Raw genomic sequence first — 21,295 nt, 5'->3', positions numbered from 1 at the left:
CGGTGATTGCATTCGCAGTCGCGAATCAGTGGCAGTTGGCCGTTGCTGTCGTGACTCAGCTCTACGACTGGGCATGGCTCGGTCTCCTTGTCGGTACCGGTGCGGTCGCCATAATTATTGGTCTGATTGCATTTTTCTCGTGGCTATCCTGGCGGTATACGTTCTACGAACTCACCGACGATGAGGTTCGCTACGGCTCCGGATGGCTACTGCGTTCTCGACGCGCGGCACGGCTCGACCGCGTGCAGGCGGTGGATATCAACCAACCATTGTTGGCGCGCATTTTCGGGCTCGCCGAAATTGTCATTGAAACAGCCGGCGGCTCCGATTCGCACTTCACAATCAAATACCTCACTCCCCCGCAGTGCGAACAGTTCCGCGCCGACGTGTTGGGTGAGGTAGAAAAGCTGGACACCGAACTGGCACATTCGCTTTACGACGGCGACAGCCCCGCCGCTGCTCAAGACTCCAGCGCCCACATGTCCTCCCGCATGTCCGACGCGAAGACCATCTTTGGCCCGGTCAATGTCGGACGGCTGATTGCATCCGTGGCCATTGGACCCGGTCTTTTCGTCGGCATAGCTCTTATCCTCCTCGCCGTTGTCTCTGCGCTGTTCACCGACTTCATCGTGGAAATCCTCAGCGGAGTAACCATCACTACTCTGATTGTGATTGGCAGTTTCGCGCTCGGCCTTTTCGGAGTACTAAATCAGTCGTGGGATTTCACGCTGAAGGTGTCGTCGGAAAGCAGGCGTCTGGCGATTACCGCCGGACTGTTGTCGACGCGCGCTCAGACCATTCCGATCGATCGCATTCATGGCTTTAAAGTGGTGCAACCGCTCTGGTGGCGTCCGTGGAGGTGGTCCCGTGCGGATGTCTCCGTGGCGGGCTATGGCCTGGACAGTGCACAGTCGAACAACACACTGGTGCCAGTGGCGCCGGCGGCGGAGACCGATACGATTGTCGATTACCTGATGACTGAGATTGCGGGACCGGCCTCTACCGATGACCTGCTGGGCTCCTGGCAGACTCCACGCACGGCATGGTGGCTCAGCCCAATTGACTGGAAATTTCAAAAGGTGCAGGCCACGAAGCGGGGGCTGTTAGTGACCAAGGGTCGGTTCTGGCATACGCGGTTCATGGTCCCCTGGCAGCGCATCCAGGGGCATACACTAACCATTTCTCCGCTGAAGAAAGCGGCGGGAGTGGCGAACGTGCGGATCGACATGGTGCCGGGAGCGGTCACTCCGGTGGCAACGGAGTTGAAGTTGGATGATGCGTACCAGCTCGCTGCGTTAATTCAGGAACACAAGGCTGTTTAGAATGCTGTTTAATGAGGTCTCCCAGGACGGCCATCTCGCGCGGTCTTGTGGGATCTCGCAGGAAAACTCTCTCTGCAGGCTAGTGGCATAGTCATTACGCTGGGATGCATGACTATCGCCAAGGAAGATTACGAGTGGTACCGCAGCGCGGTGTTCTATGAGGTGCTCGTCCGGGCCTTCTTCGACTCCGACAACAACGGCTCCGGCGACCTCAAAGGGCTGACGGAGAAGCTCGATTATCTGCAATGGCTGGGCGTTGACTGCCTCTGGCTGCCGCCTTTCTACGACTCCCCGCTGCGCGACGGCGGTTACGATATCCGCGACTTCCGCGCCGTGCTCGACGAGTTTGGCACGGTCGAGGATTTTAAGGTGCTTCTCGACGAGGCCCATGCGCGCGGTATCCGCGTTATTACTGACCTGGTGATGAACCACACCTCCGATAGCCATGAGTGGTTCCAGCAGTCGCGCACTGACCCCGATGGCCCCTACGGCGATTTTTATGTCTGGACTGACGACCCGGACACCTACTCGGGCGCACGCATTATCTTCGTCGATACCGAGGACTCCAACTGGACCTATGACCCGGTGCGTGGCCAGTACTACTGGCACCGCTTCTTCTCCCACCAGCCGGATTTGAACTATGACAATCCGGCGGTGCAGGAAGCGATGCTCGATGTGCTGCGCTTCTGGTCCGATCTCGGCATCGATGGCTTCCGCCTCGACGCTGTGCCCTACCTCTTCGAGCGCGAAGGCACTAACTGCGAGAACCTGCCCGAGACCCACGCTTTTCTGAAGCGCTGCCGCAAGGTCATGGATGAGGAATACCCGGGTCGCGTCCTGCTGGCGGAGGCCAACCAGTGGCCCTCCGATGTGGTGGAATACTTCGGCGACCCGGAGGTCGGCGGCGACGAATGCCACATGGCTTTCCACTTCCCGCTCATGCCACGCATTTTCATGGCGGTGCGAAAGCAGTCCCGCTTCCCCATCTCGGAGATCCTGGAGTCTACGCCAGAGATTCCGTCTTCGGCTCAGTGGGGAATCTTCCTGCGCAACCACGATGAGCTGACGCTGGAAATGGTCACCGATGCCGAGCGCGACTACATGTACGCCGAGTATGCGCACGATCCGCGAATGAAGGCCAACATCGGCATTCGCCGTCGTCTAGCGCCACTGCTGCAAAATGACCGCACACAGCTCGAGCTTTTCAATGCCCTGCTACTCTCCCTGCCGGGTTCGCCGGTGCTCTACTACGGGGACGAAATTGGTATGGGCGACAACATTTGGCTCGGCGACCGCGATGGCGTGCGCACACCGATGCAGTGGTCGCCCGACCGCAACGCCGGGTTCTCCAAGGCCGACCCCGGTCGGCTCTATCTGCCGACCATTCAGGATGCGACCTACGGTTACCAGGCGGTCAATGTCGAGAACCAAGCGAGCTACTCCAATTCGCTGTTGAATTGGGTGCGTCGACTGATTCAGGTCCGCAAGCGCTATGAGGCTTTTGGCCTCGGTGACTTCCGCGAGCTGAATAGCGACACCGCCTCTGTTCTGACCTATCTGCGCACATACGGCGACGAAGTGCTGCTGTGCGTCAACAACCTGTCCTCTTACCCCGCGGCCGTCTCGCTGGATCTGTCCGAGTTCGCCGGCGCCACCCCGGTAGAGCTCACGGGTTCGGTTCCCTTCCCCACAATTGGCACTGATCCCTACCAGATCACGCTTCCTGGTCACGGTTTCTACTGGTTCGAAATCCAGTTGCCGCCAGAGACAAACCTCGAATCGAGCGCCTCCATGTCGGCGCCGACAATCCCGGTTGCGCAGGCGATATCGGACGCGCCGGTGACGTCATCACGCGAGCACTCAGGCACCGCCGCCGATGCCGCAGCCGATGCCGTCACAAACGCCGATAATAAAGAGTGATCTTTTAAGTCCCGAAAGGCGAACGAACTGAAATGACTATTCCCACCGCCGATTTCATTGCCGAAGAGCTGGCAGACACACTGGTCAAGATGCGCTTTTTCGCTGACAAGGTCTCTGACATCGACCACGTCGAGATCCTCGCGCTTGACCCCGTACTGCGCGACAATCCCGACAGTCCCGATGTCGATATCGCATTGGTGAGGGTGCACACCGCGCATTCCGCACCGACCTATCAGCTGCCCATCGCTTGGGCGGAGGACGTCCCCGATGGCCACGAGCAGTCCCTGCTGGTTCGCGCGGAGGGCATCGTCGGCTACGACGCTCTGATTGATTCGGATGCCATCACAGCACTCGGCCAGAAGCTTTCCGACGAAGGCAAGCTCGGCCGCATGGAACTGCGACGTGTGCCGGGCTCTGAGCAGCTCCGACCGAAATCCGGCCGCCCCATGGGAGTCGAGCAGTCGAACACCTCGGTCATTTTCGACGACCGCGTGATGTGCAAGTTCTTCCGTCGCCTCTACCCCGGTACTAATGCCGATGTGGAGCTGCTGGCCGCACTGGCCCAGGCGGATTGCAAGTTCGTCCCTGAGCTCTACTCCTGGGTGGAGACCACCATTGGCGAAGACACCTACACCACCGCCATGCTGCAGGAATTCGCACCGAACTCAGTCGATGGCTGGGAGTTGGCTCTTGGCGCAGTGCGCGATGCCATCCGCGACAGTCAGACCCCGCTGGAAGATTTGGGCACCGACTTTACATCCGAAGCGCGTGCGCTCGGCGAAGCAGTGGCCTCGGTACACAGCAGCCTCGCTGCCGCTGTCGCGGTAAAGAAGCGTCTGGCCGGTGCGGAGCTGGTAGCCCCACTGCGAGCTCGACTGGACTTCGTCGCTGGTGTGGTGCCACAAATTGCTGAGGTCAAGGATAAAGCGCAGGCTATCTTCGATCGCGCGGAGGCTGCGGTTCCCGAAGGTGGTGCCGTCGTCCAGCGAATCCACGGTGATCTGCACTTGGGGCAGGTATTGCGCACGCCGAGCTCTTGGCGCTTGATTGACTTCGAGGGCGAGCCGTCGCGCCCGTGGGAGGAGCGCCGGCTGCCGGATCACCGCCTACGCGATATCGCCGGCATGATTCGCTCCTTCGATTACGCCGCTCATTACCCGCTGCTGACCGGACGTGAAGACACCGAGGCAGCTACCGAGCGTGTTGAGCAGTGGGCTCGCCGCAATATCGATGCGTTCTTGGAGGGCTATGGCGATGCCAGTGACCCGGCGCTACTGGAGGCCTTTGTACTGGATAAGGCCATCTACGAGTGCCTTTACGAAGCGCAGAACCGCCCCAACTGGCTGCCGCTGCCGCTTGGTGCTGTGCGCTCGCTGTTAGGATAGGGCTTTTGTCGCAGTAATTTCATCGCGGGAGTGATCCTCCCGCAAGATAGAGGTCTTTCGTGCGTCTGCTCAGCAGAATCCTGTCCACTACACGAGTGCTCTGGCCTTTCTATATCGGGGTCATCATCTGTTCGCTGGCCACCGCCGCCGCGTCGTTGATTAGCCCCTTCCTCATCCGCGATGCCACCGACGCCATCGTCGGCGCGGTGTCCAGCGATGAAGGCTTGAGCCAGGCGGCGATGTCCGATACCACTCGCACGGTAATCTGGCTGGTCATCGGGCTGCTAATCGCAGATCTGACGCAAACCATCGTGCATAACATCGGTGGTTACCTGGGCGATGTGATGACTGCGCGCATGCGCGAGATTCTGTCGACCCGCTACTATGCAAAGCTGCTGTCGCTGCCGCAACGCTATTTCGACAGTCAGGTCACCGGCACAATTATCGCCCGCCTGGAACGCTCGATTAGCAATATCACGCAGTTCCTCCAGGCGTTTTCCAACAACTTCTTCCCGATGCTGTTGACCGTCGGCGCGGTACTGGGCATCACTGCCTGGCACTACTGGCCCCTGGCGGTGCTATTGATTATCGTTTTCCCGGTCTACACCCTGCTGACCGCGCTGACCTCGAAGCGCTGGCAGAAGATTGAAGCGAAAAAGAACGAACAAATCGATATCGCCGGTGGCCGTTTTGCCGAGGTCATCGGCCAAGTCAAGGTTGTCCGCTCCTTCACTGCGGAGCTGCGCGAAATCGCTTTCTTTGGTTCCCGCTTCCGCCGCACCATCTCCCTGACCCGCGATCAGTCAACGTGGTGGCACCGCATGGATGCCCTTCGCGGGGGCATTTTGAACATCATCTTCGCAGGCATCTACCTGCTGCTTTTCCTGCGTACGCTGTCGGGAGAATTCTCCATCGGCACCATGGTCATGCTCATTCAGCTGATTAACATGGCGCGCCAACCAGTGACCATGATGAGCTTCCTGGTCGACGCTGCCCAGCGCGCAGTCGCTGGTTCGCGCGATTACTTCAAGGTCATGGAGCTTACTCCAGAGACCCGCACGCAGCCGGAGCTGCTCAGTGCAGCGACCGCGAATAACGGCGACTTCGACTCCGCGTCCGTTGGTTCCACCGCAGACGCAGAGTCCGTCGACAGCGCCCACCGTTCCTCCCTGGAACGCGCAGCCGAACAGGAGGCAATTGGCGCTCCCATTGTCGACTTCGACGCAGTGGATTTTGCCTACGAAGAGGACAAGACGGTGCTCTCCAATGTCAGCTTCCGGGCGTACTCGGGCCAGAAAATCGCCCTGGTCGGCGAGTCGGGTGGCGGCAAGTCCACCATCGTCAACTTGCTGCTCGGCTTCTACGCCCCGACCGCAGGCCGCTTGAGCGTGCTGGGTTCGGATGTCTCCGAGGTTTCCGGTTCCACTCTGCGTGCTGGCTCTGCCGTCGTGTTCCAGGACTCGTCACTGTTCTCCGGCACGATTCGGGAAAACATCGCCTACGGCAAACCCAACGCCACCGACGAAGAAATCATTGCCGCCGCGAAGAAGGCCAACGCCGACGACTTCATCCGCAGCTTCGCCGACGGCTACGACACCACTATCGGCGAGCGAGGTATGAAGCTCTCGGGTGGCCAGAAGCAGCGCATCGCCATCGCGCGCGCAATTTTGAAGGATGCTCCCCTGCTCATCCTGGACGAGGCCACTTCGGCGCTGGACACCAAGGCAGAACGCGAAGTTCAGCGAGGCTTGGACAAGCTGATGGAGGGACGCACAACGGTTATCATCGCCCACCGCCTGTCCACAATTTCCGATGTGGACACCATCGTGACGCTGCGTGACGGTCACGTCGACGAGGTCGGAGCACCCGCAGAATTGGCGCAGACTGACGGTATCTACGCCGAGTTGCTACGCCTGACGGCTTCGGCCTCGGCGGCGGATCGTCTGCGCCTGAAGAAATACGGCATCAAGGGGTAACGCGCCGTCGTCAAGCATGCAGGAAACGCTTGACGACGGGCACCCCTGCGCCCTTTTACGGACGGGGAACGATGTAGCGGCCAGCGCCCGGAACAATTTCGACGGTGACCGGCATCGGGAACATGAGGTCGCCGTCAGCGTAGGCATTCATCTGGCGTGGCGGGCCGATGTATTCCACGTAAGCCTTCTTGGCGCGGTAGGTGCTGACCTCCCCGATTTTTTCAACGGTGCCGTCGAACACGGACTTGAAGGCCAGGGCGGCCTTGATGCGCCCGGCTTTGCCGATGACAGTGATGTCCATCAGTCCGTCGGAGTGGTCTGCGGACGGGCAAATCTTCATCCCACCGCCGTAAGAACGGGTGTTGCCGAAGGCGGCCAGCGTGATTGGATCTTCGAGAACCCGATCGTCATCGAGCGTGATGCGGAATGGTAGCGAGTGAAAAGCCAAGAACTCGCGGACGATAGCCAGGTTGTAGCGGTTGCGGCCATGCGGCCAGGTCATCTGATTGACGCGGTCGGAGACAATCGAGTCGAAGCCGGCACACATGATAGTGCCGAACCAGCGCTGCTCCCCTGCCTCATTGATGATGCGGCCGAGGTCAGTGGTCGTCCAGAAGCCATCGGCGATAACGTGAGCGGCATCGCGAGCATTGCCACGCGGCAGATTGTATTCGCGACCGTGGTCGTTTCCGGTGCCGGCCGGGATAATACCGAGGGGGATGCCGGTCTGTGCCTGCTCCTGCAGTGCGAGGTTAATCATGCCGTCGCCACCACAGACTGCCAGGGCATCAATTCGGCCGTCGGCGATGACCTCACGAATGAGCTTGCGGGCGTCGTCGGGGTTAGCACCTTGGAGAGCGATGACATCGATGCCGCGATCCGCGAACACCCGGCTCGCCCGGGCGGACGCAATCTGCGAGGCGCCATGACCCGCGTGGGGGTTAGTGACCAGAGCAAGGGTACGAATCTCAGTTGTTCCCAGCGGGTAGTTGAGATCCTTGTCGTTAGCGTTCATCGAAGAAATACCTACTTTTACGTGGGCTTTTGACCGGTCAATACTGGCCTTTATGGGAGTGCGTTAATGCATCTAACTAAAGCTTACCAAGATTGATTGACATTTTTTGAGAAAACGTAACGTAATACCGCTATAATAAAAGATGTAAAGATGTGCTTCCGCGCAAGTTACATATAATTCCGCAGTTCAGACTCGCAGCACCGATGCCCAAGGAGAAGCTCAGGATGTCTAACAAGCTCACGATTCCGTACCGCATGCGCTGGTGGGGCTGGGGTGTTGACGGCAACGACAAGCCAATCACCACGGCCAGCGAGAAGCTACTGCAGCGCGAAATCGGTATGTCGTTGGACGCAAACAACCCGCCGCGCAACATCGCCGACGTCACCATCCCCAATAGTCGCCTCAGCGCCGAGGATATCGAAGCCCTGGGCGCTGTTGTCGGCGCGGATGCCGTCGCCACCGACCACGACACCCGCGTCAAGCACGCGGTCGGACGCTCCTACCCCGACCTGGTTCGCCTTCGCGCAGCCAAGCTCGATGTCGCCCCAGATGCTGTAGTGCTACCGAAAACTGAAAAGCACATCGAAGACCTGTTCAAGGTATGCGCTGAGCGCAAGATTGCAGTCGTCCCCTTCGGTGGTGGCACCTCGGTCGTCGGCGGCGTGGAGGCTGTTGACGGAGGCATGGGTAAGGCCATCGCAGTGTCCATGACCGCCTTTAACAAGATCATCGACATCGACAAAGTCGCTGGCACTGTCACCGCCCAGACCGGCGTTTTCGGCCCCGACCTAGAAAAGGAGCTGTCCAAGGCCGGCTTCACCGCTGGTCACTTCCCGCAGTCCTTCGAGTACTCCACTGTCGGCGGTTGGGTTTCCTGCCGCTCGGCAGGCCAAGAATCCTCTGGTTACGGTCGTATCGACCGCAACGTGATTGGCATGCGCGTCGTCACGCCAGCCGGCACCATGGAATTCCGCGACATGCCGTCGTCGGCATCCGGCCCGAACCCGCGTGAGCTTTTCCTGGGTTCGGAGGGCACCCTGGGCATCATCACGCATGTGACGATTGCCCTGAATCAGCGTCCACAAAAGGAGATGCTCTTCGACACCTACTTCTTCAACTCCTTTGAGGAAGCCGCCGAGGAGCTGCGCAAACTGGAGCAGAGCGGCAATATCCCGCACCTAGCACGCATCTCCGACGAGAAGGAGACGCTGTTCGGCCTCACTCAGCTGGGCTCCGCCAGCATGTCCGAGAAGGTCACAAAGTACCTGAAGCTGCGTGGCATCGACACCCCGTGCATGGTGATTTTTGGCTTTGCGCAGACGGATCCGGTCGGCGCCCGCGTCACCCGTGAGCGCCTGGCCGCTCGCCTGCTGGCCAAGAAGTGCGTCCGCATGGGCTCCATCCCGGGCATGGCTTGGGTTAACCACCGCTTCTCCTCGCCGTACCTGCGCGATGTCATGATGACTCGCCGCGTCGGCGTCGACACCCTGGAAACCGCCACCACCTGGGATAACGCCGCTACACTGCGCCGCGAAATCGCCTCCGCAATGGAAGCCGCTGGCGAGAAGCACGGCACCCCGGTGTACGTCTTCTGCCACATCTCGCACATGTACGAATCCGGCTGCTCGCTGTACTTCACGTACTTCTTCCGCGAGACCGAGGGCGAGATCCTCCAGCAGTGGATGGACATCAAGACCGCGGCGTCGGAGGCCATGATGAACTTTGGCGGCACCATCACGCACCACCATGGCATTGGCCAGGATCACAGCCCGCAGTACTACGAGGAGAACACCGAGTTGTTCGCCAAGGTCATGCGTGCAATTAAGGACGAACTCGACCCTGCTGGCATCCTCAACCCGGGCAAGTTGGCTACCGGTCCGCACTCCTTGGAAGAGCGTTACGACGGCAACATGATTTAACCCTGTTGCCGCCAGCCTCCGCTAGCGAGCTAGACTGACCAGTTCGCTGGCGTAGATTGCCGGTGACGTTGGGCCGTCATAAATAAACAGTGAAACGTAATCGTCAAGGGTAAAAGATTCAAGTGCTGCGGTCATTGTCGCTGTCGCTTCTTCCTGGGATTCCAAGCGAAGATGCCCGGATAGTGGGATGGTCGGCTCAATCGGTGCGATTTCGTCCGTGCGACCGCAAACAGCGTGGCGTTTTAAATACCTAAGCGTGCTTTTCTAGTTACGACCTGTCTGGGGTGGCACGGACTGGAGACAGCAGCAACACATTTGCAGCGATGGTGCAATAGCAGCGAAAGCTCGGTTCATGGACTCAGAGCGGTTGGACGCTGGGTGCATAGCCATCGAGGTGTCTCCTTCCTTGTAATCCCGGGAAATGATTCGCAACTAAGAAAGATCTCTTGAATCAATATCCGTGCCGGTCGTTGATAATGAACAACTTAGTCTATTTCTAAGCGCCTTGCAATGGGGTACGCCCGAAATAGTTCACACTCACTACGCACTCCACAACTTCATCACTTACGCCAGATAGTTTCATCACTATCACCGTCTTCGGGAAAGTCGAGGAAGAAAGACTATGACTGCCACGCACGCTCCTCAGCGCGATCGCTCAGCTGCGGTTTTGAACAAGGCTCGTCGGCAAGCGGACTTGAATCGTCTACGCGAAGAAACCGCTAAGGGCGACATCCCAGATCTGCTGGTCATCGGCGCCGGTATCACTGGTGTCGGCATCGCTTTAGATGCGGCGTCGAGGGGTTTGAAAACCGTTCTCGTCGAATCGAAGGACCTCGCTTTCGGCACCTCTCGTTGGTCATCGAAGCTCGCCCACGGGGGCTTGCGCTACCTTGCCAGTGGCAATGTCGGTATCGCTCGCCGCTCAGCTATTGAACGTGGTGCGCTGCTCGACGTCACCGCTCCGCACCTGGTGCATAACCTGCCACAGGTTGTACCGGTGATGGACAAATTCGCACCGTTGACCCGGGTTTTGCCGCGTTTAGGCTTCTTGGCCGGTGACTTTCTACGCATTATCGCTGGTACCTCCGCCACTACCCTGCCGTTGTCCCGCACTGTCAGTTCCCGCCGAGTCAGCCAGCTTTCGCCGACCGTCCGTAAGCGCGACGTGAAATTCGGCTACGTCAACTACGACGGTCAGCTGCGTGACGACGCACGCTTGGTCACCACTATCGCTCGAACCGCCGCTAGCTACGGTGCAACTATTCTGACCCGGGTGCGCTGCGAGAACGCCTCTGGAACGAGCGCCACACTAATCGACGAGCTCACTGGCGATTCCTTCGAGCTGCCGGCTCACGCTGTGGTCAATGCCACTGGTGTGTGGGCCGCAGACCTAGCGACGAACATCAAGATTCGCCCATCTCGCGGCACGCACCTGGTTCTTGACGCCGCGAAGCTAGGCAACCCTACCGGCTCTCTCACGGTACCGGTTCCTGGTCACACCAACCGTTTCTGTTTTGTCCTTCCCGCAGAGCACAACCGCGTCTACATTGGCCTGACCGATGAGGATGCACCGGGCCCGATTCCGGACGAGCCGGAAGTGCCGGAGGATGACATCGTTTTTCTGCTCGATGTCATCAACCAGGCACTCGAGGTTCCGCTCACTCGTGACGATGTCATCGGTGCTTTCGCCGGCCTGCGTCCGCTCATCGACGCCGGCGAGGCACACACCGCTGACCTCTCCCGCGAGCACGCCTTGTTGGAGGCCCCGAACGGCCTGATTTCCATTACTGGTGGCAAGCTCACCGAGTACCGTCTTATGGCTGAGCAAACCGTGGACAAGGTTGCGGAAAAGCTTGGTGTTTCGCTTGCTCCGTGCTCCACCCGCACCATCCCTGTGCTGGGCTCCGAGCCAGAGGAGCTCGACCGCGCTCGCACCGCCGCCGCTGCTGGCCGTATCCCGATGCCGCTGTTTAATCGCTACGGTGCCGAATCCTTCGAGGTCATCGAATCCTGCCCGCTCGACCGAGCGCTTGACCCGGTAGCGGAGGGTCTCGATGTCACCCGCGCCGAGTTCGCCTGGCATGTGACGCACGAGGGAGCTCTCAGCGTCGACGATATTCTCGATCGCCGCACACGGTTGGGGCTGGTCAAAGCTGATCGCGAAGCTGCCCTGCCAGCTGCTGAGGAGGCACTGAGGCTAGCCTAGCGCTGGCCATTGCCGCGGCTGCTTCTGATGTGGCCGTAGCTACTGGATAAAGCGGGGAGTCTTCGGACTTCCCGCTTTTTCTGTATACACGGAAACTATGAGTGTAAATAACGCTGTCACCTTCCCCTCCCTCGATGAACTCCGCTCCCGCAGGACAGTCAAATGGACCGCATATTCACCGGACGTGCTGCCACTGTGGGTCGCCGAATCCGATGCCACAACCTGTCCTGCCGTCAGTGCCGCAATCGACGAGGCGTGTCAGCGCGAACAATTCGGATACCTCTCGCAGGACATCACCGCGCTTACGACCGCAACCGCGGACTTTTCTGCACAACGCTACGGATGGCGCCCGAACCCCGACAATATCTTTGCCGTCGCTGACGTCGTCCGCGGTGTCACACTCGCGGTTGAACGCTTCACCCGCCCCGATTCCGCAATTGTCGTCCCCACTCCCGCCTACATGCCGTTTTTCCAGGTAGGTCCCGCGCTGGGACGCGAGACAGTGTGCATTCCCACGCTTGCCGACGGCCCGGATCTCGGCGCCCTCGAACGCGCCTTCGCCGACGGTGCCGGTTGCCTGATCTTGTGTAACCCGAATAATCCTCTCGGCTTTACCTACTCCCCCGAAAAACTTCGTGAGATTACTGATTTAGCCGCTCGCTTTGGTGCGCGCGTTATCTCAGACGAGATTCACGGCCCAGTTGTTCTAGATGGCACTCACACTCCAACCGCGTCGGTGTCGGATACCGCGGCGGCCGTGACTATCACGGTGACTGCTACCTCGAAGGGCTGGAATACCGCCGGCCTCAAGTGTGCGCAGATCATCTTTAACGACGAAGATGCCAAAACCTGGCTGGAGCTGCCCTTCATTGTTCGCGAAGGCGCTTCTATTCTTGGTGTCGCCGCGGCCACCGCCGCCTACAGCGATGGCGTGCCCTGGCTGGACAATTTTGTCGATGTCCTGCGCACCAACCGTGAGACTCTGCGAACACGTTTGTCCACTATTGCGCCGCAGGCTCGCTTTACCCCACCGCAAGCATCATTTTTGGCGTGGTTGGACTTGGGTGACGTGCCTGGTGTTGCCAGTGAGGACCCAGCTGCGTGGCTGGTTGAAAACGCCAAAATAGCACTCAACCCCGGCTTCGCATTCGGCGAAGGCGGGGCTGGGCATGTGCGGCTTAACTTTGCGACCTCCCCGGAAATCCTCGGTGAGGCCCTGGACCGTCTTGACGCGGCCCTGCGCTTGTAGTTGACGTTTTAGTTGGTGACAGTGACGCTGCCGTCGGCGTTGACAACAACGTTGGCGGCCAGAGCGCGAGCCAGGTTCATGCGAACGTGCTGGCCCTCACCGTCAGTGCGATCGAGCGGGTAGCCGGATGGGATTGCGGTCTGAGCGAGGACGGAGCTGCGCTGTTCCTCAGTCAGCTGCGGGAAGCGGGTCTCCAGCAAACCTGCGTACCGCTTCGGAACAACAACTGGCTCGTTAGCCGGGCCAACCTGCTTGAAGTCGTAGGTCATGCGTTCGGTGTACTGCTGAACGGCAGCTGCGGTGCTCATGTACGGAGTGTCCTTGGCAACGCAGTTGGCGATGGTGTCGCCACAGCGGTACTCGAGCTCCGTACGCAGCTCATCCATGGCTTCTTCGATGAGTGGGCGGAACTCTGGGTCTGCCCAACGATCAGCTGCGGCCTGGTTGCCCATCATGCGGCCGCCCATAACGTCCAGCGGGTAGTGGACGCCCATGACAAGGCGAGAATGACCAGCCTCGGACGCACGCGCCTGAATCTGCGGTGCAACCTCCGGCAGCATCATGGCCAGCATGGTTGAAGTCCATGCAGCCTTGTTGGTGTGGCCCGACGGGTAGGACGGGGTGGTCGAGTACGGGTCGTCCTGACCTTCGCGGTAGTAGCGCTCGATGCGCTCCGGCGCCACCACAAACGGGCGATCGTAGCCGTAGACGTACTTCTCGAAGAAGGTCGAGCTGACCAGACCGCCGCCGCGAGCAAGGTTGCCGGACAGCAGGGCCTTTACCTTCGGCAGGCGATCCTCGTCATAGGCATCACGGAAGTGCTGGCCCAGGTTTGCACCGAAAGCAGTGGAAATATTGGCCAGTGGGTCCAGGTAGTCGTCATCAAGAGCGAGTTCCTGTGCCTGCGGGTCATTCTTGGCAGCGTTGTTAATGCGGACGACCGTTTCGAGGTTCTGGTCCATAACCTCTGGGTGGTTCTTCTCCAGCTCCACGAAAGGATGCACAACGTAGAAGTAGAACCAGTTATCGGTGGCGGCATCCGACGGGTACGCGCGTGCAATCTGGTCCGGGCGATACGAGGTTGGCTTCGGCGCATTCGGGTCGGTGTTTTCACCGGAAGATGACGGCAGCGAGATGGAATCCGGGACCTCGAAGCCACCGCCGGGGAGCTTGATTCCCTCTGGAGCTGCCACATTAGCTGGAAGATCAGAAACAGAGTCCAGGCGGTTGCCGTGCTCGGCCAACGGGTTGACCGGAGCTGCCACGGCCGTTGCCGGTGTAAGCCCCATTACAACTGCCATTGCTGCGGTAGCAGCGCCGACGCGAGTACGTGTTGCAGTGCGCTTGTGCGGCTTCAAAGAAGACACTGAAGCATTCCTTTCCAGATTGCTGCGTGGGAGGCACCAGTTGTGAAGTGCTCTATAAGCCAAGGTCTGACAAAATCTTCACTTATGTTAAGCGCACTGTGAGGTTTCGGCGCGTTGAAAAGAAACAAGTTTTCAAAATGCTAGCGCCGATCGTGGGAGCTGTCCCCATCAGACTCCGGGTTTTCACTGATAAATGCATAAAAGAAACCGGTTGGCGGGAGAAACGCCCGTCAACCGGTAAGAACTCAATACTCGCCCCAAACGGGGCTAAAAGCGTGGACTACTTGGAGTAGTCGTAGAAGCCACGGCCGGACTTGCGGCCGAAGTGACCCGCCTCAACCATGCGCTTGAGCAGTGGAGGTGCCGCGTAAGTCGGCTCCTTGTACTCATCGAACATGGCATCGGCAATGAACTTGATGGTGTCCAGACCAACCATGTCGGCCAGAGTCAGCGGACCCATCGGGTGCGCACAGCCATTGACCATTCCGGCATCGATGTCTTCTGCAGTAGCAATGCCGTCCTGCAGCATGCGAATAGCGCCGAGGATGTACGGAACCAGCAGGGCGTTAACAATGAAGCCCGAGCGATCCTTAGCGCGAATGACGGTCTTGCCCAGCGCCTCGGAAGCGTACTCGTACGCACGCTCCGACTGAACATCACCGGTCGTCAGAGTAACGACATGCTCTACCAGAGGCAGAACCGGAACCGGGTTGAAGAAGTGCAGACCCATGACGCGCTCCGGGCGCTTGGTAGCTGCAGCAATGGACTGAATCGGCAGCGAGGAGGTGTTGGAAGCCAGGATGGCATCTTCCGACTCAACAATTTCATCGAGCTGCGAGAATACGCTGGCCTTTACTTCTGGGTTCTCCACGATGGCCTCGATGACCAGCTCACGGTCAGCGAAGTCTTCCAGCTTGGTGGTGAAGCTAATACGCCCCAGAATCTCATCACGTGCAGACTGCTCTAGCTTGCCACGGGAAACGGCCTTATCCAGCGACTTTTCAATACGGGCGCGACCGGACTCAAGGAACTCCTCCTTGGCCTCCCAGACCTTGACATCGCTACCGGCCTTCGCACAGACCTCAATAATTCCGGAGCCCATCTGACCGGCGCCGACGATACCTACTCGCGAGATACTATTTGCCATTGGCGTGTTTTCCTACCTTCTACTCTGGGTTATTAGCCAGCATTGTGCTTCATCCGAGTGCGCATTCGCTTGACGACGATCACAGCGCACTGGCTTTATTTACACGCTACTCACTTCCCCGGTTCCCCGGGCACGCTTTGCAGGACTTTTTACTTGAATTTCCCCCCCCACGAGCTTTGGGCAGCGGCTAGTACTGCATACGTTTTTCCAGCGCCTGCTGAATATCTTCCAGCTGCTGCTGAGAAGAGCGTGCCAACTCTTGCAGGTCGTTTCCGCCATGCTTTTCCAGCTCTTCCCACTGTCCGAGCATCTTATCCAGGCTGCCTTCCATCAACGTCAGATAAGCCATATCTGCGTGTGGCCCCTCCTCGTTCTCGAGGCGAGTCATGGTGGCGGTGTCGAGCTTGGTCTCCGACGGATCAACATCGACGCCGAGAGTCTTGACTAGCTGCGCTTCCTCTTCAGCAAAGATTGGCTCCGCCTGCTGCGCAATCTTTCGAGTCTCTTCCGAGACCGATTCCTTTGCAATTAGTGTCTGCGATGCTTTCTTCAGCGCCGCAGTATCTGCCGCCAGCTGAGCCAAGTTATCCCGAATGGCGGCAGTGGAGGCAACAGCACTCTGCTCCTGGCTTGACTGATTTTGGCTACCCTCCAGGGCTGCCTCATCGCTATCCCCACAAGCACTGAGACCAACGACGAGAGCAGAGGCCAGCACAGCGGAGCCAATACGCAGGCCACGCCCAATCAGAGAATAGGTGTCACTGCTGGAAGCGGCTGCGCTATCGCGAATGGTGTCTGAGGACATTAGTCGACCTGCAGCTCGCCCATGCGATCCCAGTCCTGCTTATCTGGCAGTACCTGCGAGACAATCTTCGGGGTCTCAGCGAGCAGCGGCTTCATCGCCTCCAGGCCCTTGGCGAAGTGCTCGGAATTGACGTGGGCTTCACCAGCGTCATCATCGAATGCCTCGACGAGGATGTACTGGTTGGGGTCTTCTACGCTGCGGGACCATTCAAACCACTTGTTGCCAGCCTCTGCGCGGGTGGCAGCGGTGAACTCAGCGACGTGGTCCATCCATTCGTCGGCAAATTCCGGCTTAACTTGGTAATTCACAACGATAAAAATCATGTCGCCCACTGTAGGCGCGTCCAAGCAGAATTGCACCCTTCGACGAATAGAGTTTCGCTGAGAATTTTTCTTACGCTGACCTCAGGTGACAGTTATATTGGTTTGTATGATGAACACTCCGCTCATTCTCACCTACCAAGATAAGACCCCACGCATTCATTCCAGCGCCTGGATTGCGCCCGGCGCGGTCATTATCGGTGATGTCGAAATCGGTGCGGATAGCTCCGTGTTCTACGGTTCTGTTCTCCGAGGAGACGTCGCACCGATCCGCATCGGCCAGCGCACCAATATTCAGGACAACTCCACAGTCCATGTCGACCGAGGTGTGCCCACAATTCTCGGCGATGATGTCACCGTCGGACACATGGCCTTGGTCCACGGCACCACGGTTGAAAATGGTTGCCTCATCGGCATGAAGTCCACCCTGCTTTCGCGTTCCCGTATCGGCGCTGGCAGCCTCATTGCTGCAGGTGCCGTGGTGTTGGAAGATCAGATTATCGACCCCAGGTCGCTGGCTGCAGGCGTTCCCGCCAAGGTGCGTCGTGAACTCTCCGCCGAGGAAGCAGAGGGCTTCATCGCCCATGCAGGGCGTTATGTGGAAACAGCGTCCAACCACCGCCACCTCCGCGAGGTCGACCTGGATATGGTGACTTTTAACTAGGCGGCTGCCGAGGCGCCTAGCTAAGCGGCTAGGCGGATTGTTTGACGGTCAGCGTCGCAGCACTACACCACTGTCGCGCCCGCCGCGGCCAATTCCGCTAGTGCAGCCTTGCCGCGCTCCGGGTCCACCGCCGCGACCTGATTGCTCAGAACACGAACGGAAAAGCCCTCCTTGAGGCCATCGAGCACTGTGGCGCGGACGCAGTGGTCAGTCGCAACTCCCACCACATCGATTTCTTCGATGTCAGAGGCGCGGAGAGCGTCGGCAAGCGAAACGCCAGCCTCCGTTGTTCCCTCGAAACCGGAGTAGGCGGCGGCGTACTCCCCTTTTGTGACATCGATACGCACAGCAGCGGGGTTGAGCTGCTCAAAAAACGCGATGGCGCGCTGCATGCCGGGGTGAATCTCTGCGCCCGGGGTACCTGCAACACAGTGTTTCGGCCAGGTATCGACGAAATCCGGGGTTTCAGAGAAATGCGTGCCCGGGTCGATGTGATTGTCACGGGTGGTCGCAAGAACCGAGTACTTGTTAGCCGTGCCCGCAACATGCAGATATGTAGCGGTGTACGCTGCCTCAGCACCGTCGACGGCAAGTGCGCCACCCGCGGAAAAATCATTCTGAGCGTCGACGACTACCAGTGCCATGCGGGGACGCGCCGGGCGCTGCTGTTCCTCGGAGCGGGTTTCGTTGCTGGTGTCTGCCCCGGTGCCAGCGTTGTCCGAGTTGTCCGCATTGACCTGTCGGTAGATTTCGGAGAAGGAAGCGTTCATGGCCTATATCTTGCCACGTGCCCACGTTCAGAGGAGCACGTGAACTATCGACCGGACATCGACGCCCTACCGACAACACAGAGTCAATCCGGGAAAGCGGTTAAAATTGCTCCGGTAATTCTTTGATACGACGACGGCTCCTGGTCGCGTCCTCCAATACAGGAGGTTTTTATGGCAGGCGGACTTGTCGCGCTGCTTGACGACGTTGCCACGATTGCACGCGCTGCAGCGGCAACAACAGACGATATTGCGGCTGCGGCCGGCAAAGCTAGCGCTAAAGCCGCCGGTGTTGTGGTCGACGACGCTGCGGTGACGCCTAAATTCGTCGAGGGTGTCTCGCCGAAACGCGAGCTGCCGATTATTTGGCGTATCACCAAGGGCTCTTTGATCAATAAGATTGTCATTATTCTGCCGATTGCGCTGCTGCTCAGCCAGTTTCTGCCCTGGGCGCTGACGCCGATTTTGATGCTCGGTGGCTCATACCTGTGCTTTGAGGGCATGGAAAAGGTCTGGGAGAAGATTAAGCACCGGATCTCTCCCGATCAGACTGAGCAGGAGCGAATGGAGGCGGCGACCAACCGCACACCACAGAATGAAGATTCCCTGGTGAAGTCTGCAATTTTCACAGACTTGATTCTCTCTGCGGAAATCATGGTGATTTCTCTCAATGAGGTCGCTGATCAGCCACTGCTCAATCGCGCGCTGATTCTTATTGTGGTGGCACTCATCATCACGCTTGCGGTCTACGGTGTGGTGGGCTTCTTGGTCAAGATTGATGACATTGGCCTGCACCTGCAGTCCAAGAGGTCAGCCGGTATCAGTAAGTTTGGTACGGCACTGGTCAAAGCCATGCCAATCGTTCTGAACACGATCGGCATTATCGGAACGTTTGCCATGTTGTGGGTCGGTGGACACATCATGGTGGTCGGCCTCGACGAGCTGGGCTGGCATCTCCCCTACCAGCTGGTCCACAACCTTGAGCAGCTGTTTACCGGCGGCTTCCTCGGCTGGTTGGCCAACACCACCGGCTCACTGATTTTCGGCGCCATCTGGGGAGCAATCATTGTGGCGATTGTCGCCGTGCTGCCATTCGGCCACGGCAAGCACAACAAGTCTGACGCTTAGGAGTACGTGACCTCACCGTCGACGTACACCCACCGTCGCGCACGACGAACAAAACGGGAACGCTCGTGCATCGTACCGACACCGTCATGGTCATGAAAAGCCGCTTCAAATTCCACGATGCCTTCGCGGTCATCCTCACCACCATCGACAGCGTTGATGATGGTGAGTCCTTCCCATTCCACACCGTCATCGACATTGATAACTTCCGGGCGGTAGCGCGGATGCCACGTCCGCCAGATGTAATCCGCCTCGTGGGCAGCGTAAGCGCTGTACCTCGCTGCCATCAGCTCAGCTGTGGTCACCGCCTCCCGCTCACCGCGGTGCAGCGGGCCACAGCACTGCCCGTAGAGTCCCCCACCACACGGGCACAAATCGGAATCAGTAACGCGGGCGCGAGCGAAAAATGCGTTCCCGCTTCCTGCTCTAGCACCGTTTCCTGCTACCAATCCAGACTCCGTTACAGCACTATTTTCTCTTACCTGCCGACCCATAATCGCCAGCCCCTCCCCAATCTCGCACGTGGTACTAAACACGTCCTAACAACGTCTTTACATACCTACCAATTGGCCCGCAGCACCGCTAGTCGGCTTAGCCCCGAGAGGCTTGACGACGGCTACCGCGTCGCCCTCGGCATTCCTTCCGCAAAGCCCGCAGCGGATTGAATTCCCACCACTGCCCGCTCAGCGAACTGCTCGATGGTGGCCGAACCCGCGTATGTGAACGAAGAACGTACGCCCGAGATAATGCGATCGATCTGGTCCTCCACGCCTTCGCGGCCTGGCTCCAGGTAGATTTTCGCAGTCGAGATGCCCTCTTCGAACATCTCGCGCCGGGCCTTCTCAAAGGCCTCTACCTGTGCATTTCGGCTCTCCACCGCACGGTGTGAAGCCATGCCAAAGGACTCCTTGAACATGCGCCCGTCGACGTCCTTTTGGACATCCCCTGGGGACTCGAAAGTACCGGCAAACCACGAGCCAATCATCACGTTGGACGCACCCGCAGCCAACGCAAGCGCAACATCGCGAGGATCCTTCACTCCACCATCAGCCCAGACATGCACGCCGCATTCACGGGCAGCTGCAGCGCATTCGAGCACGGCAGAAAACTGTGGACGCCCAACTCCGGTCTGCATTCGGGTTGTGCACATCGCACCCGGACCGACGCCGACCTTAATAATGTCGGCTCCCGCCTCCGCTAGGTCGCGAACACCATTGGCGGTCACGACATTGCCAGCGGCAATTGGCACAGGTGGGTTGAGCGCGCGGACTCGTCGTAAAGCACGGAGCATCGATTCCTGATGACCGTGGGCGGTATCGACAACGAGCACGTCGGCACCTGCGTCGAGCAGTGTCTTCGCGCGCCCTTCAACATCACCGTTGATGCCAAGCGCCGCACCGACGCGCAGCTTGCCCTCAGCGTCGACAGCGGGCTTGTAAAGCGTCGCACGCAGCGCGCCCTTACGCGTGAGAATACCCACCAGCGCGCCATCGGCGTCCACCACTGGAGCGAGTTTGCGACCGGAAGCAGTGAGCTGGTCAAAAGCGTCACGGGGCTCAATATCGGCCGGAAGCGTAAATAGCGAAGTGGACATGAGCGTCCCCACCTGCGCAAAGTTGTCAACGCCCGCCAGGTCACGGCCGGTAATCAGACCAACCGGTTTGTTGTCTTCCACCACCACTGCCGCACCGTGCGCGCGCTTCGGCAGAAGATGGCGCGCATACCCCGCGGTGTGGTGAGGCTTGACGACGATTGGAGTGTCGAAAACCAGCCCAGCGGACTTGACCTTGCGGATGGTCTCAGCAGCAATGTCAGCTGGGACGTCCTGCGGCAGGATGGCAATTCCGCCTCGGCGAGCGGTGGTTTCGGCCATCCGGCGCCCGGAAATAGCCGTCATATTGGAGACCACAATCGGAATGGTTGTGCCGGTGCCATCATTGGTGGACAAATCGACACCCATGCGAGAGCCGACGGATGACTTTGACGGCACCATGAAGACATCGCTGTAGGTCAACTCGTAGGGCGCGGACTGATTGTTGAGAAATTTCACACACCCCAGGATATGCCGATTTTTCCGGCGCGCACGGTGAGAGTGCACCGAGGTGAGC

Annotated in this window: 17 protein-coding genes; 9 read left to right on the top strand and 8 right to left on the bottom strand. The window is 59.1% G+C overall.

Annotated elements, in window-relative coordinates; genetic code table 11:
- Positions 1-2: 2 nt before the first annotated feature.
- The 4 genes from ADM64_RS00565 (at position 3) to ADM64_RS00550 (ending at position 6,603) form a co-directional block, all read left to right on the top strand.
- A complete protein-coding gene (locus ADM64_RS00565; RefSeq protein WP_049192867.1) occupies positions 3-1,322 on the top strand; it encodes a PH domain-containing protein in 1,320 nt (439 codons plus the stop codon).
- Positions 1,323-1,430: 108 nt separating this feature from the next.
- Positions 1,431-3,242, top strand: a complete 1,812-nt coding sequence (treS, locus tag ADM64_RS00560) for a maltose alpha-D-glucosyltransferase (RefSeq protein WP_049192866.1) — start codon at positions 1,431-1,433, stop codon at positions 3,240-3,242.
- Between the two features lie 32 nt (positions 3,243-3,274).
- Complete coding sequence (locus ADM64_RS00555) at positions 3,275-4,627, top strand: maltokinase N-terminal cap-like domain-containing protein (protein WP_049192865.1); 1,353 nt, start codon at positions 3,275-3,277, stop codon at positions 4,625-4,627.
- 59 nt (positions 4,628-4,686) lie between these two features.
- A complete protein-coding gene (locus ADM64_RS00550; RefSeq protein ID WP_049192864.1) occupies positions 4,687-6,603 on the top strand; it encodes an ABC transporter ATP-binding protein in 1,917 nt (638 codons plus the stop codon).
- A gap of 55 nt (positions 6,604-6,658) precedes the next feature.
- On the opposite strand, the gene ADM64_RS00545 is transcribed toward ADM64_RS00550, so the two are convergent.
- A complete protein-coding gene (locus ADM64_RS00545; protein ID WP_049192863.1) occupies positions 6,659-7,618 on the bottom strand; it encodes a diacylglycerol kinase in 960 nt (319 codons plus the stop codon).
- Positions 7,619-7,842: 224 nt separating this feature from the next.
- Between ADM64_RS00545 and ADM64_RS00540 the strand changes: the two genes are divergently transcribed.
- The 3 genes from ADM64_RS00540 (at position 7,843) to ADM64_RS00530 (ending at position 12,992) form a co-directional block, all read left to right on the top strand.
- Complete coding sequence (locus tag ADM64_RS00540; protein WP_049192862.1) at positions 7,843-9,537, top strand: FAD-binding oxidoreductase; 1,695 nt, start codon at positions 7,843-7,845, stop codon at positions 9,535-9,537.
- A gap of 622 nt (positions 9,538-10,159) precedes the next feature.
- Positions 10,160-11,743 (top strand): glycerol-3-phosphate dehydrogenase/oxidase, encoded by a 1,584-nt coding sequence (locus ADM64_RS00535; protein ID WP_049192861.1) that lies wholly within the window; start codon positions 10,160-10,162, stop codon positions 11,741-11,743.
- 97 nt (positions 11,744-11,840) lie between these two features.
- Entirely contained in the window at positions 11,841-12,992 is a 1,152-nt protein-coding gene (locus tag ADM64_RS00530; RefSeq protein ID WP_049192860.1) for a MalY/PatB family protein, read from the top strand.
- Positions 12,993-13,000: 8 nt separating this feature from the next.
- On the opposite strand, the gene ADM64_RS00525 is transcribed toward ADM64_RS00530, so the two are convergent.
- The 4 genes from ADM64_RS00525 to ADM64_RS00505 form a co-directional block, all read right to left on the bottom strand.
- Entirely contained in the window at positions 13,001-14,359 is a 1,359-nt protein-coding gene (locus ADM64_RS00525) for an acid phosphatase (protein WP_048732746.1), read from the bottom strand.
- Between the two features lie 280 nt (positions 14,360-14,639).
- Complete coding sequence (locus ADM64_RS00515) at positions 14,640-15,506, bottom strand: 3-hydroxybutyryl-CoA dehydrogenase (protein ID WP_016423138.1); 867 nt, start codon at positions 15,504-15,506, stop codon at positions 14,640-14,642.
- A 187-nt stretch (positions 15,507-15,693) separates the two neighbouring features.
- Positions 15,694-16,311, bottom strand: coding sequence for a hypothetical protein (locus ADM64_RS00510; RefSeq protein ID WP_048732750.1), 618 nt, complete (start codon positions 16,309-16,311; stop codon positions 15,694-15,696).
- On the bottom strand, positions 16,311-16,634 hold the full coding sequence (locus tag ADM64_RS00505; RefSeq protein WP_038629105.1) for a putative quinol monooxygenase: 324 nt from the start codon (positions 16,632-16,634) through the stop codon (positions 16,311-16,313). Before ADM64_RS00505 ends, ADM64_RS00510 begins: the two co-directional genes overlap by 1 nt.
- A gap of 106 nt (positions 16,635-16,740) precedes the next feature.
- Here ADM64_RS00505 and ADM64_RS00500 point away from each other — a divergent pair, with 106 nt between their 5' ends.
- Positions 16,741-17,295 carry a gamma carbonic anhydrase family protein gene (locus ADM64_RS00500; RefSeq protein WP_005510604.1) on the top strand — a complete coding sequence of 185 codons (555 nt, stop codon included), beginning with the start codon at positions 16,741-16,743 and terminating at the stop codon, positions 17,293-17,295.
- 62 nt (positions 17,296-17,357) lie between these two features.
- Here the strand turns inward: ADM64_RS00500 and ADM64_RS00495 are convergent, their stop codons facing one another.
- On the bottom strand, positions 17,358-18,065 hold the full coding sequence (locus ADM64_RS00495) for an isochorismatase family protein (protein WP_049170681.1): 708 nt from the start codon (positions 18,063-18,065) through the stop codon (positions 17,358-17,360).
- A gap of 171 nt (positions 18,066-18,236) precedes the next feature.
- Between ADM64_RS00495 and ADM64_RS00490 the strand changes: the two genes are divergently transcribed.
- Positions 18,237-19,190, top strand: coding sequence for a DUF808 domain-containing protein (locus ADM64_RS00490; protein ID WP_049192858.1), 954 nt, complete (start codon positions 18,237-18,239; stop codon positions 19,188-19,190).
- Here the strand turns inward: ADM64_RS00490 and ADM64_RS00485 are convergent.
- Positions 19,187-19,492, bottom strand: a complete 306-nt coding sequence (locus ADM64_RS00485; RefSeq protein ID WP_342585523.1) for a YchJ family protein — start codon at positions 19,490-19,492, stop codon at positions 19,187-19,189. The two genes, ADM64_RS00490 and ADM64_RS00485, sit on opposite strands and share 4 nt — an antisense overlap.
- Before the next feature lie 311 nt (positions 19,493-19,803).
- Positions 19,804-21,237 carry a GuaB1 family IMP dehydrogenase-related protein gene (locus ADM64_RS00480; protein ID WP_005510682.1) on the bottom strand — a complete coding sequence of 478 codons (1,434 nt, stop codon included), beginning with the start codon at positions 21,235-21,237 and terminating at the stop codon, positions 19,804-19,806.
- Positions 21,238-21,295: the final 58 nt, after the last annotated feature.

Origin of the sequence: Corynebacterium sp. 401_CJEI, assembly GCF_001076435.1 — a bacterium.
Classification (GTDB): domain Bacteria; phylum Actinomycetota; class Actinomycetes; order Mycobacteriales; family Mycobacteriaceae; genus Corynebacterium; species Corynebacterium jeikeium_D.
The sequence above is the reverse complement of the archived record's forward strand: the minus strand, read 5'-3'. Positions and strand labels throughout refer to the sequence as shown.